The 23,810-nt window shown below is 61.8% G+C and carries 24 protein-coding genes; 22 read left to right on the top strand and 2 right to left on the bottom strand.

Annotated elements, in window-relative coordinates; genetic code table 11:
- Positions 1–24: 24 nt before the first annotated feature.
- The 8 genes from ACD590_RS34275 to ACD590_RS34240 are packed head-to-tail and all read left to right on the top strand — an operon-like array spanning position 25 to position 8,209.
- A complete protein-coding gene (locus tag ACD590_RS34275; protein WP_439004320.1) occupies positions 25–675 on the top strand; it encodes a Rieske 2Fe-2S domain-containing protein in 651 nt (216 codons plus the stop codon).
- The gene (locus ACD590_RS34270; RefSeq protein ID WP_247263910.1) at positions 672–1,517 is read left to right on the top strand and encodes an aromatic ring-hydroxylating oxygenase subunit alpha; all 846 of its coding nucleotides are present in this window, start codon (positions 672–674) and stop codon (positions 1,515–1,517) included. Before ACD590_RS34275 ends, ACD590_RS34270 begins: the two co-directional genes overlap by 4 nt.
- Positions 1,514–2,173 (top strand): glutathione S-transferase family protein, encoded by a 660-nt coding sequence (locus tag ACD590_RS34265; protein WP_247263911.1) that lies wholly within the window; start codon positions 1,514–1,516, stop codon positions 2,171–2,173. The genes ACD590_RS34270 and ACD590_RS34265 overlap by 4 nt, the downstream gene beginning before the upstream one ends.
- 1 nt (position 2,174) lies before the next feature.
- Positions 2,175–3,554, top strand: coding sequence for an amidohydrolase (locus tag ACD590_RS34260; protein ID WP_247263912.1), 1,380 nt, complete (start codon positions 2,175–2,177; stop codon positions 3,552–3,554).
- 25 nt (positions 3,555–3,579) lie between these two features.
- Positions 3,580–4,677, top strand: coding sequence for a BMP family ABC transporter substrate-binding protein (locus ACD590_RS34255; RefSeq protein WP_018449141.1), 1,098 nt, complete (start codon positions 3,580–3,582; stop codon positions 4,675–4,677).
- 3 nt (positions 4,678–4,680) lie between these two features.
- On the top strand, positions 4,681–6,204 hold the full coding sequence (locus tag ACD590_RS34250; protein WP_047620482.1) for an ABC transporter ATP-binding protein: 1,524 nt from the start codon (positions 4,681–4,683) through the stop codon (positions 6,202–6,204).
- The gene (locus ACD590_RS34245) at positions 6,201–7,301 is read left to right on the top strand and encodes an ABC transporter permease (RefSeq protein ID WP_439004319.1); all 1,101 of its coding nucleotides are present in this window, start codon (positions 6,201–6,203) and stop codon (positions 7,299–7,301) included. The genes ACD590_RS34250 and ACD590_RS34245 overlap by 4 nt, the downstream gene beginning before the upstream one ends.
- The gene (locus ACD590_RS34240) at positions 7,298–8,209 is read left to right on the top strand and encodes an ABC transporter permease (RefSeq protein WP_018449138.1); all 912 of its coding nucleotides are present in this window, start codon (positions 7,298–7,300) and stop codon (positions 8,207–8,209) included. The genes ACD590_RS34245 and ACD590_RS34240 overlap by 4 nt, the downstream gene beginning before the upstream one ends.
- Positions 8,210–8,303: 94 nt before the next feature.
- On the opposite strand, the gene ACD590_RS34235 is transcribed toward ACD590_RS34240, so the two are convergent.
- A complete protein-coding gene (locus ACD590_RS34235) occupies positions 8,304–8,837 on the bottom strand; it encodes an NUDIX hydrolase (RefSeq protein WP_018246789.1) in 534 nt (177 codons plus the stop codon).
- Between the two features lie 96 nt (positions 8,838–8,933).
- Here ACD590_RS34235 and ACD590_RS34230 point away from each other — a divergent pair, with 96 nt between their 5' ends.
- From ACD590_RS34230 to ACD590_RS34210, 5 genes are all read left to right on the top strand, one after another.
- On the top strand, positions 8,934–9,578 hold the full coding sequence (locus ACD590_RS34230; protein WP_018246790.1) for a DUF47 domain-containing protein: 645 nt from the start codon (positions 8,934–8,936) through the stop codon (positions 9,576–9,578).
- Positions 9,578–10,582: an inorganic phosphate transporter gene (locus tag ACD590_RS34225; RefSeq protein WP_247263913.1), complete on the top strand. Its 1,005-nt coding sequence runs from the start codon at positions 9,578–9,580 to the stop codon at positions 10,580–10,582. The genes ACD590_RS34230 and ACD590_RS34225 overlap by 1 nt, the downstream gene beginning before the upstream one ends.
- A gap of 467 nt (positions 10,583–11,049) precedes the next feature.
- On the top strand, positions 11,050–12,363 hold the full coding sequence (locus ACD590_RS34220) for a CmpA/NrtA family ABC transporter substrate-binding protein (RefSeq protein ID WP_028732376.1): 1,314 nt from the start codon (positions 11,050–11,052) through the stop codon (positions 12,361–12,363).
- A 59-nt stretch (positions 12,364–12,422) separates the two neighbouring features.
- Positions 12,423–13,316, top strand: a complete 894-nt coding sequence (gene ntrB / locus ACD590_RS34215) for a nitrate ABC transporter permease (RefSeq protein WP_112908397.1) — start codon at positions 12,423–12,425, stop codon at positions 13,314–13,316.
- A gap of 11 nt (positions 13,317–13,327) precedes the next feature.
- On the top strand, positions 13,328–14,125 hold the full coding sequence (locus ACD590_RS34210) for an ABC transporter ATP-binding protein (protein WP_018246794.1): 798 nt from the start codon (positions 13,328–13,330) through the stop codon (positions 14,123–14,125).
- 91 nt (positions 14,126–14,216) lie between these two features.
- Here the strand turns inward: ACD590_RS34210 and ACD590_RS34205 are convergent, their stop codons facing one another.
- Positions 14,217–14,891 carry a GntR family transcriptional regulator gene (locus tag ACD590_RS34205; protein WP_018246795.1) on the bottom strand — a complete coding sequence of 225 codons (675 nt, stop codon included), beginning with the start codon at positions 14,889–14,891 and terminating at the stop codon, positions 14,217–14,219.
- Positions 14,892–15,229: 338 nt separating this feature from the next.
- Here ACD590_RS34205 and ACD590_RS34200 point away from each other — a divergent pair, with 338 nt between their 5' ends.
- From ACD590_RS34200 to ACD590_RS34160, 9 genes are read left to right on the top strand one after another with little or no spacing between them, the layout of a single operon-like run.
- Positions 15,230–16,357 carry a BMP family ABC transporter substrate-binding protein gene (locus ACD590_RS34200; protein ID WP_018246796.1) on the top strand — a complete coding sequence of 376 codons (1,128 nt, stop codon included), beginning with the start codon at positions 15,230–15,232 and terminating at the stop codon, positions 16,355–16,357.
- A gap of 20 nt (positions 16,358–16,377) precedes the next feature.
- A complete protein-coding gene (locus tag ACD590_RS34195; RefSeq protein ID WP_247263915.1) occupies positions 16,378–17,505 on the top strand; it encodes an ABC transporter permease in 1,128 nt (375 codons plus the stop codon).
- Complete coding sequence (locus tag ACD590_RS34190) at positions 17,505–18,431, top strand: ABC transporter permease (RefSeq protein WP_247263916.1); 927 nt, start codon at positions 17,505–17,507, stop codon at positions 18,429–18,431. Before ACD590_RS34195 ends, ACD590_RS34190 begins: the two co-directional genes overlap by 1 nt.
- Before the next feature lie 12 nt (positions 18,432–18,443).
- Complete coding sequence (locus ACD590_RS34185) at positions 18,444–19,460, top strand: formamidase (RefSeq protein WP_247263917.1); 1,017 nt, start codon at positions 18,444–18,446, stop codon at positions 19,458–19,460.
- A gap of 11 nt (positions 19,461–19,471) precedes the next feature.
- Positions 19,472–20,173 carry a biuret amidohydrolase gene (biuH, locus tag ACD590_RS34180; RefSeq protein ID WP_113542867.1) on the top strand — a complete coding sequence of 234 codons (702 nt, stop codon included), beginning with the start codon at positions 19,472–19,474 and terminating at the stop codon, positions 20,171–20,173.
- Positions 20,173–21,228 carry a cyanuric acid amidohydrolase gene (atzD, locus tag ACD590_RS34175; RefSeq protein WP_439004318.1) on the top strand — a complete coding sequence of 352 codons (1,056 nt, stop codon included), beginning with the start codon at positions 20,173–20,175 and terminating at the stop codon, positions 21,226–21,228. Before biuH ends, atzD begins: the two co-directional genes overlap by 1 nt.
- Before the next feature lies 1 nt (position 21,229).
- Positions 21,230–22,780 (top strand): ABC transporter ATP-binding protein, encoded by a 1,551-nt coding sequence (locus tag ACD590_RS34170; RefSeq protein ID WP_439004317.1) that lies wholly within the window; start codon positions 21,230–21,232, stop codon positions 22,778–22,780.
- On the top strand, positions 22,780–23,448 hold the full coding sequence (locus ACD590_RS34165; protein ID WP_065277314.1) for a cysteine hydrolase family protein: 669 nt from the start codon (positions 22,780–22,782) through the stop codon (positions 23,446–23,448). The genes ACD590_RS34170 and ACD590_RS34165 overlap by 1 nt, the downstream gene beginning before the upstream one ends.
- Positions 23,441–23,794 carry a cupin domain-containing protein gene (locus ACD590_RS34160; RefSeq protein ID WP_439004316.1) on the top strand — a complete coding sequence of 118 codons (354 nt, stop codon included), beginning with the start codon at positions 23,441–23,443 and terminating at the stop codon, positions 23,792–23,794. The genes ACD590_RS34165 and ACD590_RS34160 overlap by 8 nt, the downstream gene beginning before the upstream one ends.
- Positions 23,795–23,810 lie beyond the last annotated feature (16 nt).

Here is a 23,810-nt window from a genome sequence, read left to right as displayed (position 1 = left end):
TGATTTTGTTTGGGAACTCTAGTCATGCCATCCGCTACGACCGGCTTTTGGACGCCAGTCGCCCTTTCCCGGGATTTGCCGGCCGGAACCGTAGTGCCGGCACGGACGGCAGCCGGATCGATTGCCCTGTGGCGCAGCGCTTCGGGGCACATATCGGCATCGGCGGATCGCTGTCCGCATCGTGGCATGCGCTTGTCTCACGGCTTCGTGCGCGGCGAGACGCTCTCCTGCATCTATCACGGCTGGAGCTACGGCCAGGCCGGAAACTGTCTCCGCATTCCCGCCCATCCGGGGCTGACGCCACCGGAAACCATTCGCGTCGCCACCCATGACGTCGAGGAAACAGACAGCGTGATCTGGGTGGCTGTGGGTACGCCCGCTTCGAAGCCACCGAGGTTTGATGGCCTCACCCCCTTGCGTTCGCTGACGGCGTTCGCCGGCCTCGCGGCGATCGAGGCGGCGGCCGGTGCGAAGGCGAGCCCCGAAGGTTTTGTCGAGTTCGATGCATCCACCGGGGCCGTCTGTCTGTTATTATCCGCTTGGGAAGACGGACAGACGCTGATCCATGTGCTGCTGAAGGCTGACGCCGGCCCCGCAGCGGGCATCCGCGCTTCACGCGCCGCCGAGAGCCTGCGCCGCCGAGCTGAGGGTCTTCAGAGGGAGATCGCGCAATGACCATGCAGGCGATGATTAACGAATGGTATCCAGTCGGGCTTTTCAGCCAGCTCGACAGCGCCGGTCGCACGACGGCGCTGATGGGCGAGTCGATCGAAGTGGCGCGCGATGCCGATGGCAATGCGAAGGTGACGGGCGGCGATGGCCGCGTTCTGCCGGTGCGTGTGCGTTACGGTCATGTCTGGTCCTCCCTCGGCGAGCCCAAGAAGGAACTTTTCCCCATTCCCGAGGCCGATCAGCCCGGTCGCCGCTTCGTCGATGTCGGCGTGGTGCGCGTGCGCTGCTCGCCCCTGCGTGCGGTCGAGAACTTTCTCGACATCGCCCATTTCCCCTTCGTCCACACCGACATTCTCGGCGCAGAGCCGCACACCGAGGTCCAGAACTACAAGGTCGAGATCCGCGAGGAAGAAGACGAGGTCTGGGCAACGCAGGTGAAATTTTACCAGCCGCAGGCCGCCAAATCGGCAAGCGGCGGGATCACGACGGAATATATGTACCGCGTGCCGGCGCCCACCTGCTCCGTGCTTTACAAGACCTGCCCGCCGCGTCCGAGCGAATGGGATGTCATCACGCTCTTCGTGCAGCCGCTGGCTGAGGACCTCTGCGACGTCTGGCCATGGATGGCGCTTTTCGACGACGAGACCGCGATGACCGATCTCATCCATTTCCAGCAGACGATCTTTCTGCAGGACCGGTCGATCCTCGAAAACCAGATCCCGCGGCTGTTGCCGCTCGACCCGGGCATGGAAATCCCGACACGTGCCGATCTGACATCGATCGCCTATAGGCGCTGGCTGAAGCGCCACAATTATACCTACGGCGCACAGCTGGTGGCGCAATGAAGCTCTACGACTACATACTCTCGCCCAGTTGCTACAAGGTGCGCCTGATGGCGGCGCTGACCGGCGTGAAGCTTGACCTGCGCCCGGTGGATTTCCATCCCGGCGCCGAGCATCGCGGCCCCGAGCTGCTTGCGCTCAACCCGGCAGGCTCCATTCCGATCCTGGAGGATGGCGACCTGATCCTGACGGAATCGTCGGCGATCCTCGTCTATCTCGCCGCCAAGGCAGCACCCGAATGGCTCGGCAGCGGTAAGGCCGAGGAAGCGGCGCGGGTGCAGCAATGGCTGTCCTTTTCCGGCCGGCTGACGGCAAGCCTCGGTGGCGCGCGGCTCCATGAAATGCTGCTGCGGCCGGGCGATATCGGCGCGCTGCAGGCCCAGGGCATCGCCGCCCTTCGCGAGCTTGAAGCCGGGCTTGTCGAGCAGGGCCTTCGCGGCATGCGCTTCCTCGCCGCCGACCGGCCGACAATTGCCGACATCGCCTGCTTTCCCTATGTGGCGCTGGCGCCCGATGGCGGCGTCACGCTGGACGCTTATCCTGCCATCCGGCTCTGGTCCCGCGCGCTGCGCGCCCTCGACAGGTTTATCGAGATGCCAGGTATTCACCGGCTGCACGAGCTGAAGCCCGAACCTCATCTCGAACCGGGCGAGGCGTGACATGGCTGGATATCTCCTGAAGAACTGCGCAGCCGTGATTGTCGACGAGGGCAAGGGACCGGTCGTCCAACGCAATGTCGATCTCCTGACCAGCGGTCCGGCGATCGTGGCGATCGGCGAAAATCTGGGAAGGGATGCGCTGCCCGCCGGCACGACTGTTCAGGATGCCGCCGGCTGGTTTGTCTATCCAGGTCTCGTCAACACCCATCATCACTTCTTCCAGTGCTTCGTGCGCAACCGCGCCGATCTCGACTGGACGAAGCTCTCGGTGATCGAGTGGCTGGACCGCATCTACCCGATCTTTTCACAGCTCGACGAGGAGTGCTTTTACCACTCCTCGGTCACGGCGATGGCCGAGATGATCAAGCATGGCTGCACTACGGCCTTCGATCACCAGTACAATTTCCCCCGGCATGCCGGTAAGCGGCTGATCGACCGCCAGTTTGAAGCAGCCGAGCTGCTCGGCATGCGCTTCCATGCCGGTCGCGGCGGCAATACCCTGCCGAAGTCGGAAGGCTCGACCATTCCCGACGAAATGCTGGAAACGACCGACGAATTCATCGCTGACTGCGCCCGGCTGATCGAGACCTACCACGATACCAGCCCCTTCAGCATGCGTCAGGTCGTGGTCGCGCCCTGCCAGCCGGTGAACTGCTATCGCGAGACCTTTGTGGAATCGGTGGCATTGGCGCGCGATCGCGGCGTCATGATGCATACCCATGTCGGGGAAGGCGAGAGCCCGGTCATTCAGGCTCGCCACGGCATGCGCACGGTCGACTATCTGGAAGAACTCGGCTTTGCCGGGCCCGACGCCTTCTATGCCCATTGCTGGGAACTGACCCACGACGAACTCAGGAAGATGGCGGCCAGCGGCACCGGTGTGGCGCACTGCCCGGAACCGGTCTATCTGGTCGGCGCGGAGGTTACCGACATTCCCGCCATGGCCGCCTTCGGCCTGCGCATAGGCCTCGGCTGCGACGGTGCGGCCTCCAACGACAATTCCAACCTGATGCACTGCCTGCACTCCGCCTATATGCTGCAGTGCCTCGTCTCCTCCGGCCGTGCCCATCCCGTGCCGCCGCCGGTCGATTTCCTCGGCTACGGCACGACAGGGGGTGCCAGCCTGCTCGGCCGGCGCGATATCGGCCGGCTGGCGCCCGGCATGGCCGCTGACCTGTTTGCGATCGACACCCGCCGCATGGATTATGTCGGCACGCGGCACGATCCGCTGAGCCTGATTGCCCGCGTCGGCATCGGCATGGCGACCGATATGACCATGACCAATGGCCGCATCGTCTGGCAGAAGGGCGAATTCCCCGGTCTCGACGAGGCCAAGCTGTCAGCCGATGCCGAGGCCGCACTATCCGCCGTGGAATTTTAAAAAACCAAAAGAGGGAACTGAGAACATGACCAAACTGACCCGCAGAAACCTGATGACGGCCGCTGCCGCCACCGGCCTTGCCGGCGTGCTCGGCAGCCGTCTTGCTTTGGCGGCCGACGAGCCGCTCGGCATCACGCTCGTCGTCCCGTCGCCGATCGGCGACGTCGGCTGGGGGCATGCACTTGCGGCCGGTCTCGAGCCGATCAAGGCCGCTTACGGTGACAAGGTGAAGGTCACCGTGCTCGAGAATATCGCCGAAGGCCCGGACGCCGACCGCATCATGAACAAGACCGTCGCCGACGGAAACAAATTCCTGGTTGCCGGCTCTTTCGGTTATCAGAACGGCGCCCTGCAGATCGCCCGCCGCGACCCGAGTGTTACGGTCCTGCATGCTTCCGGCTTCCAGGTCGCTCCGAACTTCTCGCCGTTCGCCGCCAAATATTTCCAGGGCACCTATCTGCTCGGCATGGCCGCAGCAGCGCTTTCCAAGACCGGCAAGCTCGGCTCCGTGTCCGCCTTCGCCATTCCCGAACTCATCACTTCGATCAACGCCTTCACCCTCGGCGCCCAGGCCGTCAAGCCCGATATCGAGGTCTCGGTGGTGTGGGTCAATTCCTGGTTCGACCCGGCCAAGGAGCAGGAAGCCGCCAAAGCCTTGATCGCGCAGAAGTGCGACGTGATCTTCTCCAACGCCCAGGACACGCCGTCCGTCATCTCGGCCTGCGAGGAAGCCGGCGTCTACGCCTTCAACCTCAACTCCTCGATGAAGAAATACGCACCGAAAACCTATCTCGGATGCATCTCGACGGACTGGTCGCCGTTCTTCAAGGCATCGGTCGACGCCCATCTCGCCGGCACGTTCAAGGGCGCCAATGCGTTCCTCGGCGTCGCCGACAAGGTCGTCGAAGTGGTCGATTGGAATCCGGATGTTCCGGCAGACGTGATGGCCAAGATCAAGGAGATCGAGGCAAAGATCGCCGACGGCAGCTTCTCGCCCTTCACCGGGCCGATCACCAAGGCCGACGGCAGCGAGGGTGTCGCATCCGGCGCAACCATGGCCGACCCCGAGATCATCGCCATGAACTGGCACGTCAAGGGCGTGTCCACGCCGTTGCCGAAATAAGTCATGACGACCCCGCTCCTGTCGCTGCGCGGCATTTCGAAGAGCTACGGCCAGATCCACGCCAATCAGGCAATCGATCTGGACGTGGCTCCGCAATCGATCCATGCGATCCTCGGAGAAAACGGAGCGGGAAAATCGACGCTGATGAAGCTGATCTACGGCGTCGAGCAACCGGACGACGGCGACGTCGTCTGGGAAGGAGAACCCTTGCGCCTCTCCTCCCCCGCCGAGGCGAGGCGCCACGGCATCGGCATGGTCTTCCAGCATTTTTCGCTGTTCGAGACCCTGACCGTCCTTGAGAATATTCGGCTGGTCGTGCCGGGTCGCAAGGCTGAGCTCAAGCAACGCATTCGGACGCTTGGACGGGAATTCGGCCTTGAGGTCGACCCGCTCGCCCATGTGCATGCGCTGTCGGTCGGCGAGCGGCAACGGGTGGAGATCATCCGAAGCCTGATGACCGATCCGAAGCTGCTGATCCTCGACGAGCCCACCTCCGTCCTGCCGCCGCAATTGGTGGAGAAGCTCTTCGACACGCTGCGCCGGCTGCGCGACGGCGGCGTCTCCATCCTGTTGATCTCCCACAAGCTGGAAGAAATCCGGGCGATCTGTGACCGGGCGACGATCCTGCGCGGCGGACGGGTGACCGGGGATGTCGACCCGCGCGAATATGATGCCCATGACCTTGCCCGTATGATGATCGGTCGCGAGATGCCCGCCCCCATCTCGGCGCTGCCGCTGTCTGGCGGGGAAAAGCGACTGGAGATCATCGGGTTGGATTATCAGCCCGACGATCCCTTCGCGGTGCCGCTCTCCGGCATCAGCCTCGAAGTGCGTGCCGGCCAAATCCTCGGGATCGCCGGTATTTCGGGCAACGGCCAAAGCGAGCTTGCTGCATTGATTTCAGGTGAGACGGTACTGGGGCGCGACCAACGCGACCGGATCTACATGATGGGGATCGATGTCGGCAGGCTCGATGCGGCCGCGCGGCGGAGGCTCGGATTTGCCTTCGTTCCGGAAGACCGGCTCGGACGCGGCGCCGTACCTGAAATGTCGCTCGCCCTCAACAGCCTGCTGACCGCCCATCCGCTCAAGCTTTTGCGGCACGGTCTCGTCGACAGGGCGCGGGCGATGGCGTTCACCAAGGATTGCATCCGTCAGTATGATGTGCGCACGCCAGGCCCGGATGCGGAAGCCGGCACCCTGTCCGGCGGCAATCTGCAGAAGTTCATCGTTGGCCGGGAAATCATGCTGTCTCCCCAATTGCTTTTCGTGGCGCAGCCGACCTGGGGCGTCGATATCGGCGCTGCATCCGCCATCCGCAGCCGCCTGGTCGCATTGCGCAATCAGGGCATGGCGATCCTCGTCATTTCCGAGGAGCTGGAAGAACTGTTCGAGCTCTGCGATTCCATCCAGGTGCTGCATCACGGCCGGCTCAGCCCGCCGCTCGCAACGCGGGACACGAAGCCCGAGGAGATCGGCCGATACATGACCGGGGCTCAAGCCTCGCCCGAGAAAGTCCATCTATGAGTGCTTGGTCCCCTGCTTTCGTTCCCACCCTGGTCCGCCGGGAGCGCGCCTCGCTTGCTGCGACCTTGCTGGCGCCCGTCATAGCACTTGTCATAGCAATCGCGCTCAACCTCGGCCTTTACATCTTGATGGGCCGTGACCCTGTCGCGGTCGTTTATGCGATGCTTTTCGAGCCTTTCCTCTCCTGGGCGTCATTTTCGGAAGTGCTTTTAAAGGCAGGCCCGCTCCTTCTGATCGCACAGGGACTGGCGATCGGCTTTCGCGCCAAGGTCTTCAACATCGGCGCCGAAGGCCAGTTCATTCTCGGTGCGATCTTCGCCTCTGCCATTCCGGTCTGGTTTCCCCAGGCAACGGGCCAGTGGATCTGGCCGGCAATGCTGCTGCTCGGCGCCATCGGCGGCGCACTATGGGCTTCTCTCACCGCTTTCTGGCGCGTGCGCCTCAACGCCAACGAGATCCTCGTTTCACTGATGCTGAGCCTCGTTGCGGCGCAACTGCTGAACTACCTGCTGCTCGGCCCCTGGAAGGATCCGAACGGCTTCAACTTCCCCCAGTCGGTGATGTTCCAGTATGATGCGATGGTGCCTACCCTAATCGCCGGTACCCGCCTCAATGTCTCATTCCTCATCACGCTCGCCTTGTCGGTTGCGGCCTGGGTTTTCATGCAGAGGAGCTTCATCGGCTACAAGCTGCAGGTCGGCGGTCTGGCGCCGCGGGCTGCCGGCTATGCTGGCTTTAAGGAAGGTTGGGCGATCTGGCTTTCGCTGCTGATCGGCGGTTTTGCGGCCGGTCTTGCCGGTGCCGCCGAAGTCGCAGGCCCGCTCGGGCAGTTGCAGCGTTCGGTCGCGAGCGGCTATGGTTATGCGGCCATCATCGTCGCCTATCTCGGCGGCCTGCATCCGATCGGCATCGTGGTCTCGGCGCTGGTCGTGGCGGTCATCTATATCGGTGGCGACAATGCCATGGTCTCGGCCAACCTGCCGATCGCCGCCGTCCGTGTCTTCCAGGGTAGCCTGCTGCTCGCTTACCTGATCGCAGTCGCCTTCGTGCGCTATCGCCTTGAATGGCGACGCGCCGTCCATCGGAGCCCATCATGAACGCCATCGAGTTCATTCTTGCCGGCATGCTTGCGGCTGCGACACCGTTTCTTCTGGCAGCCCTCGGCGAACTGGTGGCCGAGCGCGCCGGCGTCCTCAACCTCGGGGTCGAGGGATTGATGGCCTTCGGTGCCGTGCTCGCCTTCATTATCGTCTACCAGGGCGGCGGACATCTCCTGGGCTTCGTCGTCGCGGGGCTCGGCAGCGCTGTCCTTTCCCTGCTCTTCGCCTTGGTCACACTGGGATTCCGGGCAAACCAAGTGGCAGCGGGCCTTGCCATCGGCATTCTCGGCCAGGGCCTCTCCGCGCTTTTCGGCAAGACCTATGAAAGCCTCACGGTCAGGGGACTTCCGAAGCTTGCCCTTCCCGGGCTTTCGGAATTGCCGATTGTCGGCGGCCTTTTCGTCCAGGACATCGTCGTGTGGATTTCACTCGCCGCGACCCTCGCTCTCTGGGCCATATTTGCCTACACCAAGCTTGGGCTCATCGTCCGCGCCGTTGGCGAGAACCCGAAGGCCGCTCACGCGATCGGCTATTCGGTAATATCAGTCCGCGTTCTCGCTATCGCCTTCGGCGGTGCGATGGCCGGCTTCGCCGGTGCCTATGCGTCGGTGGTCTATACCCCACTCTGGGCCGACGGGATGATCGCCGGGCGCGGCTGGATCGCCATCGCCCTCGTCGTTTTCGGGACTTGGCTCACCGGCCGGATCTTCCTCGGGGCCTGCCTGTTCGGGGCGGTCTCGCTGATGGGGCTTGCAGCCCAGGCAACCGGACTGGACGTTCCCTCGCAATTGCTCTCGAGCCTGCCATATCTCGTCACGATCATCGTGCTCGGCATCATCTCCGCCGACCGTCGTCTGCTGAAACTGAACGGCGTCGCTTCACTCGGCGAACCATTCGAGCGATAGGGGTGCGGAAGGCGGGTTTCGGGATCAAACACCTACTGCATAATTCCTTAAAAAGACGCGCGGCGCTGTAACGTGTCGCCGAAAAAGCCCGTGGTCAGCCGCGATCGCGTTTCTTGCCACCGCGCGCGTCAAATTGGACGAGCAGCGACTTGAGTTCGATCTCGCGAACGCGTCTTGCCGCTTCATCCGGGCTGACCCATTCGAGAATACGCTGACCCCGCTCCTTGAAATCGCCGCTGACCTCCGTGACTTCAATCTGAAACATGTCGACGATACAGGGCGCCACATCGCCATTGTCGAGTTCTTTCAGATAGGTATAGCGGCCGACCGGCTTCTTCTTCACCACCCCGCGTACGCCTGCCTCCTCCCAGGCCTCGATTGCTGCTGCTTCGAAAGGCTTTTTCCCCTTCATCGGCCATCCTTTCGGGATGACCCAGCGCGCGCTCTCGCGAGACGTGATCACCAGGATTTCGACCTCGGATCCGGCATTGCCGTGACGGAAGCAAATAGCACCATATTGTTGACGGAATGCACCGGCGAACAGCACTTCAGGAACAGCAGCGAGCTGTCGCAGCAGTGGTTGGGACTTGTCCGGTCGAGGCTTCCTGGCTTTTTTGCTAGGTGTCATATTGATTGAATTACCGAATTTGCATGTTGCTTCAATTGCCTGAGCGTGTTTATGACACTTTTATGACAATCGGCCGCACGAGGAAGGTTCGCAGGCATGATGAGCATTTTTCGCAAGCTGATGCCACGGGAAGACAGATTCTTTGAAATGTTTTCCAAGCACTCGAAGACCGTCGTTGCTGCGGCGCACGCCCTCGATCAACTTCTGAAGGGCAATGACGTTCAGGAAAACTGCGATCGAATCGTCGCATTGGAAAACGAGGCGGACGACGTCACGCGTGACGTTCTTCTTGCCGTTCGACGAAGCTTCATCACGCCCTTCGACCGGGGAGACATCAAAGACCTCATTCAGTCGATGGATGATGCGATCGACATGATGCACAAGACAGTCAAGACGATCCGCTTGTTCGAGCAATCCAGCTTCGATCCGCTCATGCAGGAGATGGGCAGTGAAATCGTCAAGGCGGCAAACCTTGTCGCGGAAGCGATACCCCTCCTCGACAGATTGGGAGCCAATGCGCAGCGCCTCGCGGCCATCGCGGAGGAGGTCACCCGCGTGGAGGGACGTTCCGATGAGCTCCACGACCAGGGTTTGAAGGATCTGTTTCTGCGACATGGCGCCAGCGGCAATGCGATGGCCTACATGATCGGAAGCGAAATTTACGGAGAGCTGGAGAAAGTCGTCGACCGCTTCGAGGATGTCGCCAACGAAATCAGCGGCATTCTCATCGAGAACGTCTGATGGAAGCCTCCCTCGCTCTGCCGCTGCTTGTCGGCTTGGTCGTCGTCGCCCTGTTCTTCGATTTTCTCAACGGTCTGCATGACGCGGCCAATTCGATTGCCACGATCGTCTCGACCCGCGTCCTGCGGCCGCAATATGCGGTCGCCTGGGCAGCATTCTTCAACTTCATCGCATTCCTGTTCTTCGGCCTGCACGTGGCCGAAACACTGGGGACCGGCATCATCGATCCTGCGATCGTTTCGCCTCAAGTGATTTTCGCCGCACTCATGGGCGCCATCGTTTGGAATATTCTTACCTGGATTTTCGGGATTCCGTCGAGCTCGTCGCATGCGCTTGTCGGTGGGCTGGTGGGGGCCGGTCTGGCAAAGGTGGGCTTCAGCTCGATCGTCTGGAACGGCCTCCTAAAGACCGTCGGTGCCATTTTCCTTTCGCCAGCCATCGGCTTCCTGCTTGCCCTCGTGCTGGTGCTCGCCGTCTCCTGGTTATTCATCCGGCAAACGCCGTTTGCGGTGGATCGCACATTTCGCGTCATGCAGTTTGTGTCTGCTTCGCTTTATTCGCTTGGCCACGGCGGGAATGATGCGCAGAAGACGATGGGCATCATCGCGGTGCTCTTGTTCAGCCAGGGATATCTCGGCCCGACATTCTACGTGCCTTTCTGGGTGGTCATTTCCTGCCAGTCGGCAATGGCTCTCGGGACGCTCTTTGGCGGATGGCGGATCGTTCATACCATGGGGTCGAAGATCACCCGGCTCAATCCCATGCAAGGTTTCTGCGCAGAGACGGGCGGAGCGTTGACACTCTTCGGAGCGACGTGGCTCGGTATTCCCGTTTCGACGACGCATACCATCACCGGAGCAATCGTTGGAGTGGGCGCAGCTCGTCGTGTCTCGGCCGTGCGCTGGGGATTGGCCGGCAACATCGTGATAGCCTGGATCGTTACGATGCCAGCGGCTGCAGCAATATCCGCAGCGTTCTACGGCCTCGTATCCTTGCTGCAATGAAATGAGGTGATGGCGAGGCAATCGCCACGCCTGCGCTTCCCTCTTGAGCTTTGCTGCTGGCAAATACCGACGAATAAAGCGAGCAGAACCCATTCTGCCGCCTGCGTCGTGTAGCTTCGATATTGCGTGCACTGCACAAATAGAGCGCTCCCATGACCGCCACTACGCTAGCAATCGCACAAAACGGAAGCAGAAAATAGAAAGCCTAAGAAATAAGCATTCGTCAATTCTTACCATTTCTCCTTTTGCTTCATGCTGTTACCAATTCCTCTCGAAATTGGCACGCTGCTTGCAGGTTCTGAGACGCATCGGTCAACGGCGACCGGTGCAGATAGGCGCGGCATAAGCGCCTACAACAGACACCGACGTCGCAAGGTCTTTGCAATCCGGGATTCTCTCATCCCCTGGACGCAAATTCCGGCGGCGTTTTTTTGTGTCCAAATTCAGCCAGCAGAGGGAACCTGCGCATGACAAAGAATTTGCAGACTGGGATTTCGACAACCGGCATTACCCGCCGCAGCATGCTCAAGACGACCGCAGCGGCTGCCCTCATCGGCGCCGTCAAGGCTGCCTTTCCGTCCGGCGCCTTCGCAGCCGGAGCAGGCCCTGAGGTGACAGGTGTCAAGCTCGGCTTTATCGCTCTCACCGATTCCGCACCGCTGATCATCGCCAAGGAAAAGGGCTTTTTCGACAAGCATGGCCTTCCGGAAACGGATGTGGCCAAACAGGCATCCTGGGGTGCGACCCGCGACAATCTCGTGCTGGGCGGCGCAGCAAACGGCATCGACGGTGCCCATATCCTCTCGCCGCTCCCCTATCTCATGCATACCGGCAAGGTGACGCAGAACAATAAGCCGGTGCCGATGGCGATCCTCGCCCGGCTCAACCTCGACAGCCAGGGCATTTCCGTCGCCAAGGAATATGCCGAAACCGGCGTGCAGCTCGATTCCTCCAAGCTGAAGGCGGCATTCGAGAAAAAGAAGGCGGAGGGCAAGGAGATCAAGGCCGCCATGACCTTCCCGGGCGGCACTCATGACCTCTGGATCCGCTACTGGCTCGCCGCCGGCGGCATCGATCCGAACAAGGACGTTTCGACCATCGTCGTGCCGCCGCCGCAGATGGTTGCCAACATGAAGGTCGGCAACATGGACGTCTTCTGTGTGGGCGAACCGTGGAATGAGCAGCTCGTCAACCAGGGCATCGGGTTTACCGCAGCCACCACCGGCGAGCTCTGGAAGGGCCATCCCGAAAAAGCGCTCGGACTGCGCGCCGACTGGATCGAAAAGAATCCCAATGCTGCCAAGGCCCTGCTGATGGCTGTCATGGAGGCTCAGCAGTGGTGCGAAAGCATGGACAACAAGGCGGAGATGGCTGACATTCTCGGCAAGCGCCAATGGTTCAACGTTCCGACGAAGGACGTACTCGGCCGCCTCAAGGGCGACATCAATTATGGCAATGGCCGCGAGGTCAAGGCCACCGACCTCTATATGAAGTTCTGGAAGGACGGCGCCTCCTACCCGTTCAAGAGCCACGATACCTGGTTCATGACGGAGAACATCCGCTGGGGAAATCTGCCGGCGAGCACCGACATCAAGGCGTTGGTCAACCAGGTGAACCGCGAAGATATCTGGCGCGAGGCCGCCAAGGATCTCGGCGTCGCGGCGGCCGATATTCCCGCATCGTCTTCTCGTGGCAAGGAGACTTTCTTCGACGGCAAGGTCTTCGACCCCGAAAATCCTTCCGCCTATCTCGACAGCCTTTCGATCAAGGCTGCCTCCTGACCCCCGCCTCCGGCGCGCGACGGGCGCGCCGGCCTTTCATTCACGTGAGGAGCGCGTTGATGTCCGCCCTGGCAAATAAAGAAAATCCCTCCATGGCCGCCTCTGCCAAGCCGGCAGCAAAGGTTGTGCCATTTTCCGGCAAACACGGATCGCGGATCGATTTTCGGCGAGCGGTACTGACCGCACTTCGCAATGTCGTCCCGCCGGTCGTCGTGCTGGCACTTATCCTGCTCGTCTGGCAGGTGCTCTGTTCATCGGCCGATGCGTCTTTGCCTTCGCCGCATCGGGTCTGGCAGGATAGCTTTGACCTGATCGCCTTTCCGTTTTTCAACTACGGCTCCCAGGATATCGGGCTCGGCTGGCGCGTGCTCGTTTCGCTGCAGCGCGTCGTTTATGGCTTTGGCCTTGCCGCGGTCGCTGGCGTCATCGTCGGTGCGATCATCGGCCAGTCGGTCTGGGCGATGCGTGGCCTCGATCCGATCTTCCAGGTACTGCGGACGGTTCCGCCGCTCGCCTGGTTGCCGCTGTCGCTCGCGGCATTCCAGGATTCCAACCCTTCGGCGATCTTCGTTATCTTCATCACTTCGATCTGGCCGGTGATCATCAACACCGCCGTCGGCGTCCGCAATATCCCGCAGGATTACCGCAATGTCGCCGAGGTGCTGCGCCTCAATCAGTTCGAATTTTTCTGGAAGATCATGCTGCCATCGGCAGCGCCCTACATCTTCACCGGCCTCAGGATCGGCGTCGGCCTCTCCTGGCTCGCCATCGTCGCGGCCGAAATGCTGACGGGCGGCGTCGGCATCGGCTTCTTCATCTGGGACGCGTGGAACTCGTCGCGCCTTTCGGACATCATCGTCGCGCTCGTCTATATCGGCATCGTCGGCTTCGCTCTCGACAAACTGGTGGCTGCGCTCGGCAAACTCATCACCCGCGGCGCCATGGCCAACTGAGGGAGGTATTTATGAACGCCTATCTTAAGCTCGATCATATCGACAAACATTTCGATCGGGGCGGCGTCCGCGCCGAGGTCCTGAAGGATATCAACCTGACGATATCCGCAGGCGAATTCGTCTCGATCATCGGCCATTCGGGTTGCGGCAAGTCCACTCTCCTCAACCTTATCGCCGGCCTGACGCCGGTTTCGGCGGGCGCCGTGCTGCTTGAAAACCGAGAGGTCAACGGACCGGGACCGGAGCGCGCCGTCGTCTTCCAGAACCACTCGCTGCTGCCCTGGCTGACGGTCTATGAGAACGTCAATCTCGCCGTCTCCAAACTCTTCAGCAGAACGAAGACCAAGGCCGAGCGGCATGACTGGGTCATGGCCAACCTCGACCTTGTGCAAATGGCGCATGCGAGGGATAAGCGGCCTTCGGAAATTTCCGGGGGCATGAAACAGCGCGTCGGCATTGCCCGCGCGCTTGCGATGGAGCCGAAGATCCTGCTGCTCGACGAGCCCTTCGGCGCACTCGATGCGCTGACCCGCGCCCATCTTCAGGACGCGGTGATGGAAATCCACGCACGGCTTGGCAATACGATGGTGATGATTACCCATGACGTCGATGAAGCGGTGCTGCTGTCCGATCGCATCGTCATGATGACCAACGGCCCGGCGGCCCGTATCGGCGAAGTGCTCGATGTGACCATGCCCCGCCCCCGCCATCGCATCGAGCTCGCCTCCGATCGGACATATCTCAAATGCCGTGAAGCCGTGCTGAAATTCCTCTATGAACGCCACCGCTTCATCGAAGCGGCGGAGTAGAAACCGGGAAATAACCTCGGCGCTTGCCGGCCTTGATTTTTTCGTCTTCGTGGCGGGTCCGGCAGCGCCTGATTTTAGGCGTTGCCCCCCTTTACTCCCCGGGCGTTGCAAAGACCGCGCTGGCATCGCTGACAATTTCCACATGGGAATATGCCGCCTGCCCCGCGGCGGCTGCGTCCGCGCGCATGATCGCGGTGACGATCCGGCCGTGCTCCTCATAGGATTTTGCCAGACGCCCAGGCAGACGGAACTGCGCCCGCCGAAAAGGCGCAAGCCGCGCCCGCGTCTGCGTCACCATCTCGAAGACATGATCATTATGCGCGCCACGATAAAGCCGGGTGTGAAATTCGGTATTGTGAGCCGAATATTCTTCCTCCGCGCCGGCATGCACGAGCCTCACCGATCCCCGATGCTCCAGCTCCAGCGCGCGCCGCTCGTCGACCGTCATACGCTCGGCCGAGAGCCTGGCGCAGATCGCTTCGAGTTCGGCCATCGCTTCGAACATCGAATGCAGATAAGCCTCGGTGACATTGGTAACGACGGCACTGCGGTTTGGCTCACGCGCAATCAATCCCATGGCGCCCAGCTCACGCAGAGCCTCGCGTACCGGCGTGCGCGAAACGTCGAAACGAACCGCGAGCGACACCTCGTCCAACTTCGCGCCCGGCAGGATTTCACCCGTGACGATCATGTCGGCAATCGCTCGCACCATCTGTTCGACGGTGGTCCCGGTACGGATCACTTCTCTGCGCCTAGTCTGCTTCACAATACGAATCTGCTCACGTCAACATTCTGCATACAGATGCGGTTCGAGACTCGATAAGTCAAATCTAGTGGAGAAGATATTGTTAAATTTTCGCTTTCTGATGCACGAGCACCTCAGGCAATCCGACTTTATGCCAACCGCGCAGTAACAACGAACAAGAAATATCTATTGATTACTTTTTGCGCAAAGATTCGATCAATCTGCATGCACTTTGCAATGCGCAGATCTTGTCGTTTCAGATAATCTATAAAAAACAATAGATTAATTTCTGGCACATGCATTGCATGCACTTTTCTGTACCCGTTCACAACCGGCCCAGCGCCGCAAGGAGCATTCCGATGACCAAACTCCTTTCCATGAACCGCCGCAATTTCCTCCAGGCTTCCGCTGCCGGTGCGCTCGCCGGCGCCATGCCCGGCCTGATCGGCTCCTCCGCCGCAGCCCAAACCGCGCTGACCGTCGGCTTCATCTATGTCGGCCCCAAGGACGACTACGGGTATAACCAGGCGCATGCGGAGGGTGCGGCCGTTATCAAGGCGCTACCGGGCGTGACGCTGGTCGAAGAAGAGAATGTGCCGGAAACCGTCGACGTCCAGAAGACGATGGAATCCATGATCAACCTGGACGGCGCGACCCTGCTCTTTCCGACCTCCTTCGGCTACTTCGACCCACACATGCTGGCCGTGGCCGCTAAACATCCCGACATCCAGTTCCGGCATTGCGGCGGTCTCTGGCAGGAAGGCAAGAACCCGGCCAATACGGGCTCCTATTTCGGCTATATCTTCCAGGGCCAGTATCTGAACGGCATCGCCGCCGGCCATGCGACGAAGAGCAAGAAGATCGGCTTCGTCGCCGCCAAGCCGATTCCACAGGTTCTGCAGAATATTAACGCCTTCCTGCTCGGCGCACGCACGGTCGATCCTGGTATCACCTGCCAGGTGATCTTCACCGGCGAATGGTCGCTTGCCGTCAAGGAGGCCGAAGCCACCAATGCGCTGGTTGACCAGGGCGCTGACGTCATCACCTGCCACGTCGACAGCCCCAAAGTGGTTGTCGAGACTGCTGCCGGCCGCGGCGCCTTCGTCTGCGGCTATCACGCCAACCAGAGCCCGCTTGCTCCCGAAAAGTACCTCACCGGCGCCGAGTGGGCCTGGGGTAACGTCTACAGCGACTTCGTCAAGAAGGCGCAGGCCGGCGAAAAGCTCGGCAACTTCGTGCGCGGTGGCCTGAAGGACGGCTTCGTGAAGATGAGCGCGCTCGGCCCCGGCGTGTCCGCGGAGGGCCGCAAGGCCTTCGAAGCCACGCAGGCGGAGATGATGAAGGGCGGCTTCTCGGTCTTCAAGGGACCCTTGAAGGACAATAAGGGCGACACCGTCGTGGCTGCCGACAAGAGCTATGCCGAAGACGCGATCGAGCTCGAAAGCATGAATTACCTGGTCGAGGGCGTTGTCGGGTCCACGGCGTAAGCCGCGAAGGGAGAAGCGCCATGACCATCGAGGCCAATGATCCCGCAATAGCCATCGTGGAAAAACCGGCTTCGCTACGCCCCGTCCTCGAATGGGTCGCGCGGCGAGCCGAGCCTGTTGTCATCGGCCTTGCGGCCATCCTGATCGGTCTTGCGCTCTTCTCCCTCTTCATCCTGGCGGTCGGCAAGTCGCCGGCCACCCTCTTTCAACTGATGTATACCGGCGGCTTCGGCAGCTGGTTTTCGGTGCAGAACAGTTTAAGTCGTGCCGCACCCCTTCTCCTGACGGCACTCTGCGTCGCCCTGCCCGCCCGTCTCGGCCTCGTCATCATCGGCGGGGAAGGAGCGGTCGTGCTGGGCGGCGTTGCCGCCGCAGCCATGGCTCTGCCGCTCGCCGGCACCGCGCCTGTTTTCCTCACCCTCATTCTGATGGCAATCGCTGCCATGGTGGTCGGCGGCATCTGGATCGGCCTTGCCGGTTTCCTGCGCCATTACCGCGGCGTCAACGAAACCATCTCCTCGCTGCTGCTCTCCTATATCGCCATTGCCCTGATGAACCAGTTCGTCGAAGGGCTGCTGCGCGATCCTGCAAGCCTCAACAAGCCGTCGACCAGGCCGCTGCCGGCGGAATACATGCTCGGCAATATTCCCGGCATGGACGTGCATTGGGGTCTCGTGATCGGCATCCTCGCCTGCATGCTCTCCTGGATCGTGATCGAGGCGACGAGCTACGGGTTTGCCGCCCGCATCGCCGGCGGCAACGTGCGCGCCGCGCAGATCCAGGGACTGCCGGTCGGCAAGCTGATTGCCGGATTTACCGCGCTTGCCGGCAGCTTTGCCGGCCTGGCGGGCATGATCGAAGTGGCGGCGGTGCAGGGAAGTGCCAATGCCTCGCTTGCCGCCGGCTACGGCTATACCGGTATCCTCGTCGCCTTCCTCGCCAGGCACAATCCGCTGGCGATCATTCCGGTCGCGATCCTGCTCGGCGGCATCGACGCCTCGGGCGGCCTCATCCAGCGGCGCATGGGCCTGCCGGATGCGACGGTTCTGGTGCTGCAGGGGGCGCTCTTCATCGTCATTCTCTTCTGCGAAACCTTCTACGGCCGCTTCAAGATCTTCAATCCCGACCTCTGGAAAAGGAGCCTCTGATGGAGGAGACAGGCATCGGCATCTGGGGCGTGCCGCTGGCGATCTTCGCCGGCGCCATTCGCGTTTCCACCCCGTTCATCTTCGTCAGCCTCGGCGAGACGATCACCGAACGCTCCGGCCGCATCAATCTCGGCCTCGAAGGCACGCTGGTTTTCGGCGCCATGACGGCCTATGCGGTGGCCGTCATGACCGGCTCGCCGACCCTTGGCGTGCTGGCCGCAATGATGGCGGGCGCGATCTTCGGCCTCATCCACGGCTGGATCTGCAAGTTCCCCAAGGTCAACGACATCGCCATCGGCATCGCCATGATGCAGTTCGGTCTCGGCATGGCGTTCTTCCTCGGCAAATCCTTCATCCAGCCGGTCGCGCCGAAACTGCCCTCGATTGCGCTCGGCGGCTGGTCGAGCATTCCGCAGGTGCAGGCGGCGCTCAATATCAACGTACTGTTCTTCATCGGCGCGGCACTTGCCCTCTTCCTGTTCTGGGCCTTCAAGAACACCCGCATCGGCCTGATCCTGCGCGTCGTCGGCGACAGCACCGACGCGGCCCGGGCCATGGGCATCGACCCGGACCGAGTTCGCCTGCTGGCGACGGCAGTGGGCGGTTCGCTGGCGGCAATCGGCGGCGCCTACCTCTCGCTCTACTATCCGGGCTCATGGAACGAAGGCATCTCGTCAGGCCAGGGCCTGATGGCCGTGGCCCTCGTCATCTTCGCCCGCTGGAACCCGATCGGCTGCTTTCTCGCTGCCCTGCTTTTCGGCGGTGCCGGCGCGCTCGGCCCGGCGCTGCAATCGGTCGGCGTCACACAAGGCTACTACCTTTTTTACGCCGCGCCTTACGTGCTCACCCTCGTCATCCTGATCGCCACCTCCTCGCCCACCCGCTCGCTCGCCGGTGCGCCGGGTGCGCTGTCGCTCACGAAATAACGGAGCATCCCGATGAACGGACTTGGCGGTCTCAACAAATCCGAACACGGCATCGGTATCGGCCTGGTGCAGCTCCAACTGCCGGTGACCGTCACCAAAGTGGATCTGGCAAAACAGACGCAGGTGATCGTCGATCTGGTGGCCAAAGCGCGGCGCAACCAACCGGGCATGGACCTCGTGGTCTTTCCCGAATACGCGCTGCATGGCCTTTCCATGGACATCAATCCGGAGATCATGTGCACGCTCGACGGGCCGGAGGTCGCGGCCTTCAAGCAGGCCTGCAGGGACAACCGGATCTGGGGCTGCTTCTCGATCATGGAGCTGAACCCTGGCGGCATGCCCTACAACTCCGGCATCGTCATCGACGATCAGGGCGAGTTGAAGCTCTATTACCGCAAGATGCATCCCTGGATCCCCGTCGAGCCCTGGGAGCCCGGCGATCTTGGCATCCCTGTCATCGAGGGCCCGCGGGGCGCCAAGCTCGCGCTGATTGTCTGCCATGACGGCATGTTCCCGGAGATGGCGCGCGAATGCGCCTATAAGGGCGCCGAAATCATGATCCGCACCGCCGGCTACACGGCGCCGATCCGCGATGCCTGGCGCTTCACCAACCAGGCGAACGCCTTCTGCAATCTGATGATCACCGCGAATGTCTGCATGTGCGGCTCGGACGGCACGTTCGATTCCATGGGTGAAGGCATGATCTGCAATTTCGACGGCACGATCATCGCCCACGGCACCTCCGGCCGGCCCAACGAGATCATCACCGCCGAGGTGCGTCCCGACCTGGTGCGCGAGGCCCGGCTCGGCTGGGGCGTGGAGAACAATATCTACCAGTTCGGCCATCGCGGCTATGTCGCCGTCGCCGGCGGCGCCCAGGATGCGCCCTACACCTACATGCACGACCTGATCGCCGGCAAATACCGCCTGCCGTGGGAAGACGAGATAAAGGTCAAGGACGGCACGTCCTGCGGATTTGACAAGCCGATGCGCCGCTACGGCGAACCCCTCAAACCTGCCGCGGAATAGGAGAGAGAATGATGGACGCGATGGTCGAAACCAAAGGGCATTTTATCGACGCCGATCCGTATCCGTGGCCCTATAACGGCGCTCTGAGGCCTGATAATACCGCCCTCATCATCATCGACATGCAGACGGATTTCTGCGGCAAGGGCGGCTATGTCGACCACATGGGCTACGACCTGTCGCTGGTGCAGGCGCCGATCGAACCCATCAAACGTGTGCTTGCCGCCATGCGAGCCAAGGGTTACCACATCATCCATACCCGCGAGGGCCATCGCCCCGACCTCGCCGATCTGCCGGCCAACAAACGCTGGCGCTCGCAGCGGATCGGCGCCGGCATCGGTGATCCCGGCCCCTGCGGCCGCATCCTGACGCGTGGCGAACCCGGCTGGGACATCATCCCCGAACTCTACCCGATCGAAGGCGAGACGATCATCGACAAGCCGGGCAAGGGTTCGTTCTGCGCCACCGACCTCGAACTCATCCTCAACCAGAAGCGCATCGAGAACATTATCCTCACCGGAATCACCACCGATGTCTGCGTCTCGACGACGATGCGCGAGGCAAATGACCGCGGCTACGAATGCCTGCTGCTGGAAGACTGCTGTGGTGCGACCGACCACGGAAACCACCTCGCCGCGATCAAGATGGTGAAGATGCAGGGCGGCGTCTTCGGCTCGGTCTCCAATTCCGCGGCTCTAGTCGAGGCGCTGCCCTGATGCCGTCATTGCGTGCCCATGTCTTTCGCGTGCCAGCCGACGGGCCCGATGACGTCGCCGGCGTCGAGGCGCTCTTTGCCAGCGGCCTTCAGGCGAACAACGTCGTCGCCGTTCTCGGCAAGACGGAAGGCAACGGCTGCGTCAATGATTTTACCCGCGGTTATGCCACCCGCAGCTTCGAGACATTGTTCAGCAGATATGGCGTCGACGGCGTCTCGATCATCATGTCCGGCGGCACCGAGGGTGCGCTCTCGCCGCATTGGACGGTTTTTGCGCGTGAAACCTTAGAAAACCCGGGCGAACGGGCGCTGGCCATTGGTGTGTCGCGTACCCCCGCGCTGCCCCCCGAACATCTCGGGCGCCGGGAACAGATCCTGCTCGTTGCCGCAGGCGTGAAGTCCGCGATGAGGGATGCCGGCATCGATGATCCCGCCGATGTCCATTTCGTGCAGATCAAGTGTCCGCTGCTCACCTCGCGCCGGATTGCCGAGGCCGAGGCAGCAGGCAGGACGGTCGCAACCCACGACACGCTGAAATCCATGGGCCTCTCGCGCGGCGCTTCGGCTCTCGGCGTCGCCGTGGCACTCGGCGAGATAGATGCGACATCGATCGGCGATGCCGACATCTGCACACGTTTCGATCTCTTTTCCCGCTGCGCCTCAACCTCGTCCGGGGTCGAACTCACCGATCACGAAATCATCGTCCTCGGCATGAGCGCAAAATGGTCCGGTCCGCTGTCGATCGACCACGCGGTCATGCGGGATGCGATCGACGCGCATTCCGTCAGGAAAGCCCGCGAACGCCTGCCGGAAAACAGCCGGCTGGCGGCGGTTCTCGCCAAGGCCGAGCCGGACCCGTCCGGCAGGATCGGCGGCAGGCGCCACACGATGCTCGATGACTCGGATATTGCAGGCACCCGCCATGCCCGTGCCTTCGTCGGCGGCGTTCTCGCCGGCATCTTCGGGATTACCGATCTCTATGTGTCCGGCGGCGCCGAACACCAGGGTCCGCCCGGCGGCGGTCCCGTCGCCATCATCGTCGAAAAGGAGCAATGAAGTGAGCACAGTCCGCGACACGCCCCTTCCGCAAGCCGGCAAGGCCGTCGGCATCGAGACGCTCGATATGACCATGCGTTTCGGCAGCTTCACCGCGCTCGACAACGTCTCGATCGTCGTTCCGGCCGGGTCTTTTCACGCGCTTCTCGGCGAAAACGGCGCCGGCAAGTCGACACTCGTCAAATGCATCATGGGCTTCTATCACGCAACCTCAGGCTCGCTGTCGGTCGACGGTCGCGAGGTGGCGGTTGCCTCACCCAAGGATGCCGCGGCCTATGGGCTCGGCATGGTCTACCAGCATTTCACACTGGTTCCCTCCCTGACCGGTGCGGAAAACCTGGTCATCAGCCGCACCGAAGTGCCCGCGGTGATCAACTGGGCCAGGGAACGCAAGGATCTGGCGGATTTCATGGAGCGCATGCCGTTCAAGATCCCGCTCGACAGGCCGGTGAGCGAGCTTGCCGCCGGCGAAAAGCAGAAGCTCGAAATCGTCAAGCAGCTCTATCTCGGCCGCTCCTTCCTCGTCCTCGACGAGCCGACCTCGGTGCTGACGCCCGCCGAAGCCGATGAGATGCTCGGCATCGTGCGCGGGATGACCGAGCGCGGCGAGCTCACCGTGCTGATGATTTCCCACAAGTTCCACGAGGTGACGAAGTTCGCTGATGCCGTTTCGATCCTGCGGCGCGGCAAGCTGGTCGGCACCGGTAAGGTCGGCGAGCTCTCCACCGCCGAGATGGCGGCGATGATGATCGGCGACGTCAAGCTCGCCGAGCTCGACAGCCGTCTGCCGGTGGCGGAAGCGGCCAAATCCGTGCTCACTGTCAGCCAAGTGAAAGCTCCGGATCGCTCCGGCCTGAAGACGATCGAGATCGACGCGCTTACGGTCCGCTCCGGCGAGATCGTCGGCATTGCCGGCATATCGGGCAACGGCCAGAAGGAGCTGACGGAAATTCTGGCCGGCCAGCGCCCGACCGATAGCGGCCAGGTCATGGTCAATGGCGAGGCTTACGGCGCCACCCGCGACGAGACCCGCAAGAACAGGGTGCGTTTCATCCCCGAAGAGCCGTTGCAGAATGCCTGTGCGCCGAAGATGACCGTGAGCGAGAACCTTGCGTTTCGCACCTTCGACTTGAAATCGGACGGCAAGGACGCGATCTGGCTGAATAAGGGCAGCATGAAGAAGCGTGCCTCGGCGCTGATCTCCGACTTCAAGGTCAAGACGGCCTCTTCCGCCTCGCCGATCGCAGCGCTTTCGGGCGGCAACGTGCAGCGTGCCGTGCTCGCCCGCGAACTGACCGGCGATGTCGATCTGTTGATCGTCTCGAACCCCTGTTTCGGTCTCGATTTCTCGGCCGTCGCCGAAATCCGCGCCCGCATCATGAAGGCACGCAATTTGGGCGCTGCCGTGCTGCTGCTTTCCGAAGACCTCGACGAACTGCTCGAGATGTCCGACCGCATCATGGTCATTTCGGAAGGCAAGCTGGTCTACGAGACACCGGCGCGCTCGGCCGATATTGGCGTGATCGGCGCCCACATGGCGGGGCATCATTGATGGCGAAGATCAAAGCTGAACCTTTCGCCTTTCCGGTGAAGCACGATGAACTCGCCCTCATCGTCATCGACATGCAGCGTGATTTCGCCGAGCACGGCGGCTTCGGTGCAAGCCTCGGCAATGATGTCAGCCGTATCACCAGGATCGTGCCTGATGTCAAACGCCTCATTCTGGGCTTCCGCAATGCCGGCCTGCCTGTGATCCATACGATGGAGTGCCACCGGCCGGACCTTTCGGACCTGCCACCGGCCAAACGGGATCGCGGCAATCCGTCGCTCAGGATCGGCGACGAAGGCCCGATGGGCCGTATCCTGATCTCGGGCGAACCCGGCACGGCAATCCTGCCGGAGCTCGCTCCTGTGAAGGGCGAAGTCGTCATCGAAAAACCCGGCAAGGGCGCTTTCTACGCCACCGAACTTGGCACCGTGCTACAAGAGAAGGGCATTCGTCAGCTGGTCTTTGCCGGTGTCACCACCGAAGTCTGCGTGCAGACGACGATGCGCGAAGCAAACGACCGCGGCTATGAATGCCTTCTCGCCGAGGAGGCGACGGAAAGCTACTTCCCAGAATTCAAAGCCGCAGCCATCGCCATGATCCGCGCCCAAGGCGCGATCGTCGGCTGGACCGCGCATGTCGACGACATTCTGGAAAGTATCGCCCATGCCTGAAACGACCCGCGAACGCCTGACGTCAGGCGGCTGGAAGGAGCTGGAATTCGGCCCCTTCCGCGATGCTGTCACCATTCACTGGATCCGCCCCTTCGAGGGTGATCAGCCGGGCGTGGCGCTGCTGAAATATGAGCCCGGCGCCTCCGTTCCCCGCCATCGCCACGAAGGGCTCGAGACCATCCTGGTGCTCGACGGCGTTCAATCCGACGAGACGGGCGATTACAACAGCGGCAGTTATATCGTCAATGCGCCGGGCAGCGAACACTCGGTAAGGAGTGATACCGGCTGTATTGTACTCATCCAATGGGACCGGCCCGTGAAAATACTCGAAGACGAAATTGCCTGAACCCGCGCCGGCCTTG

The sequence above is a fragment of the Rhizobium sp. 862_C5_N1_2 genome (assembly GCF_051811205.1).
Lineage (GTDB): Bacteria > Pseudomonadota > Alphaproteobacteria > Rhizobiales > Rhizobiaceae > Rhizobium > Rhizobium leguminosarum.
This window is presented reverse-complemented; position numbering and strand designations above follow the sequence as displayed.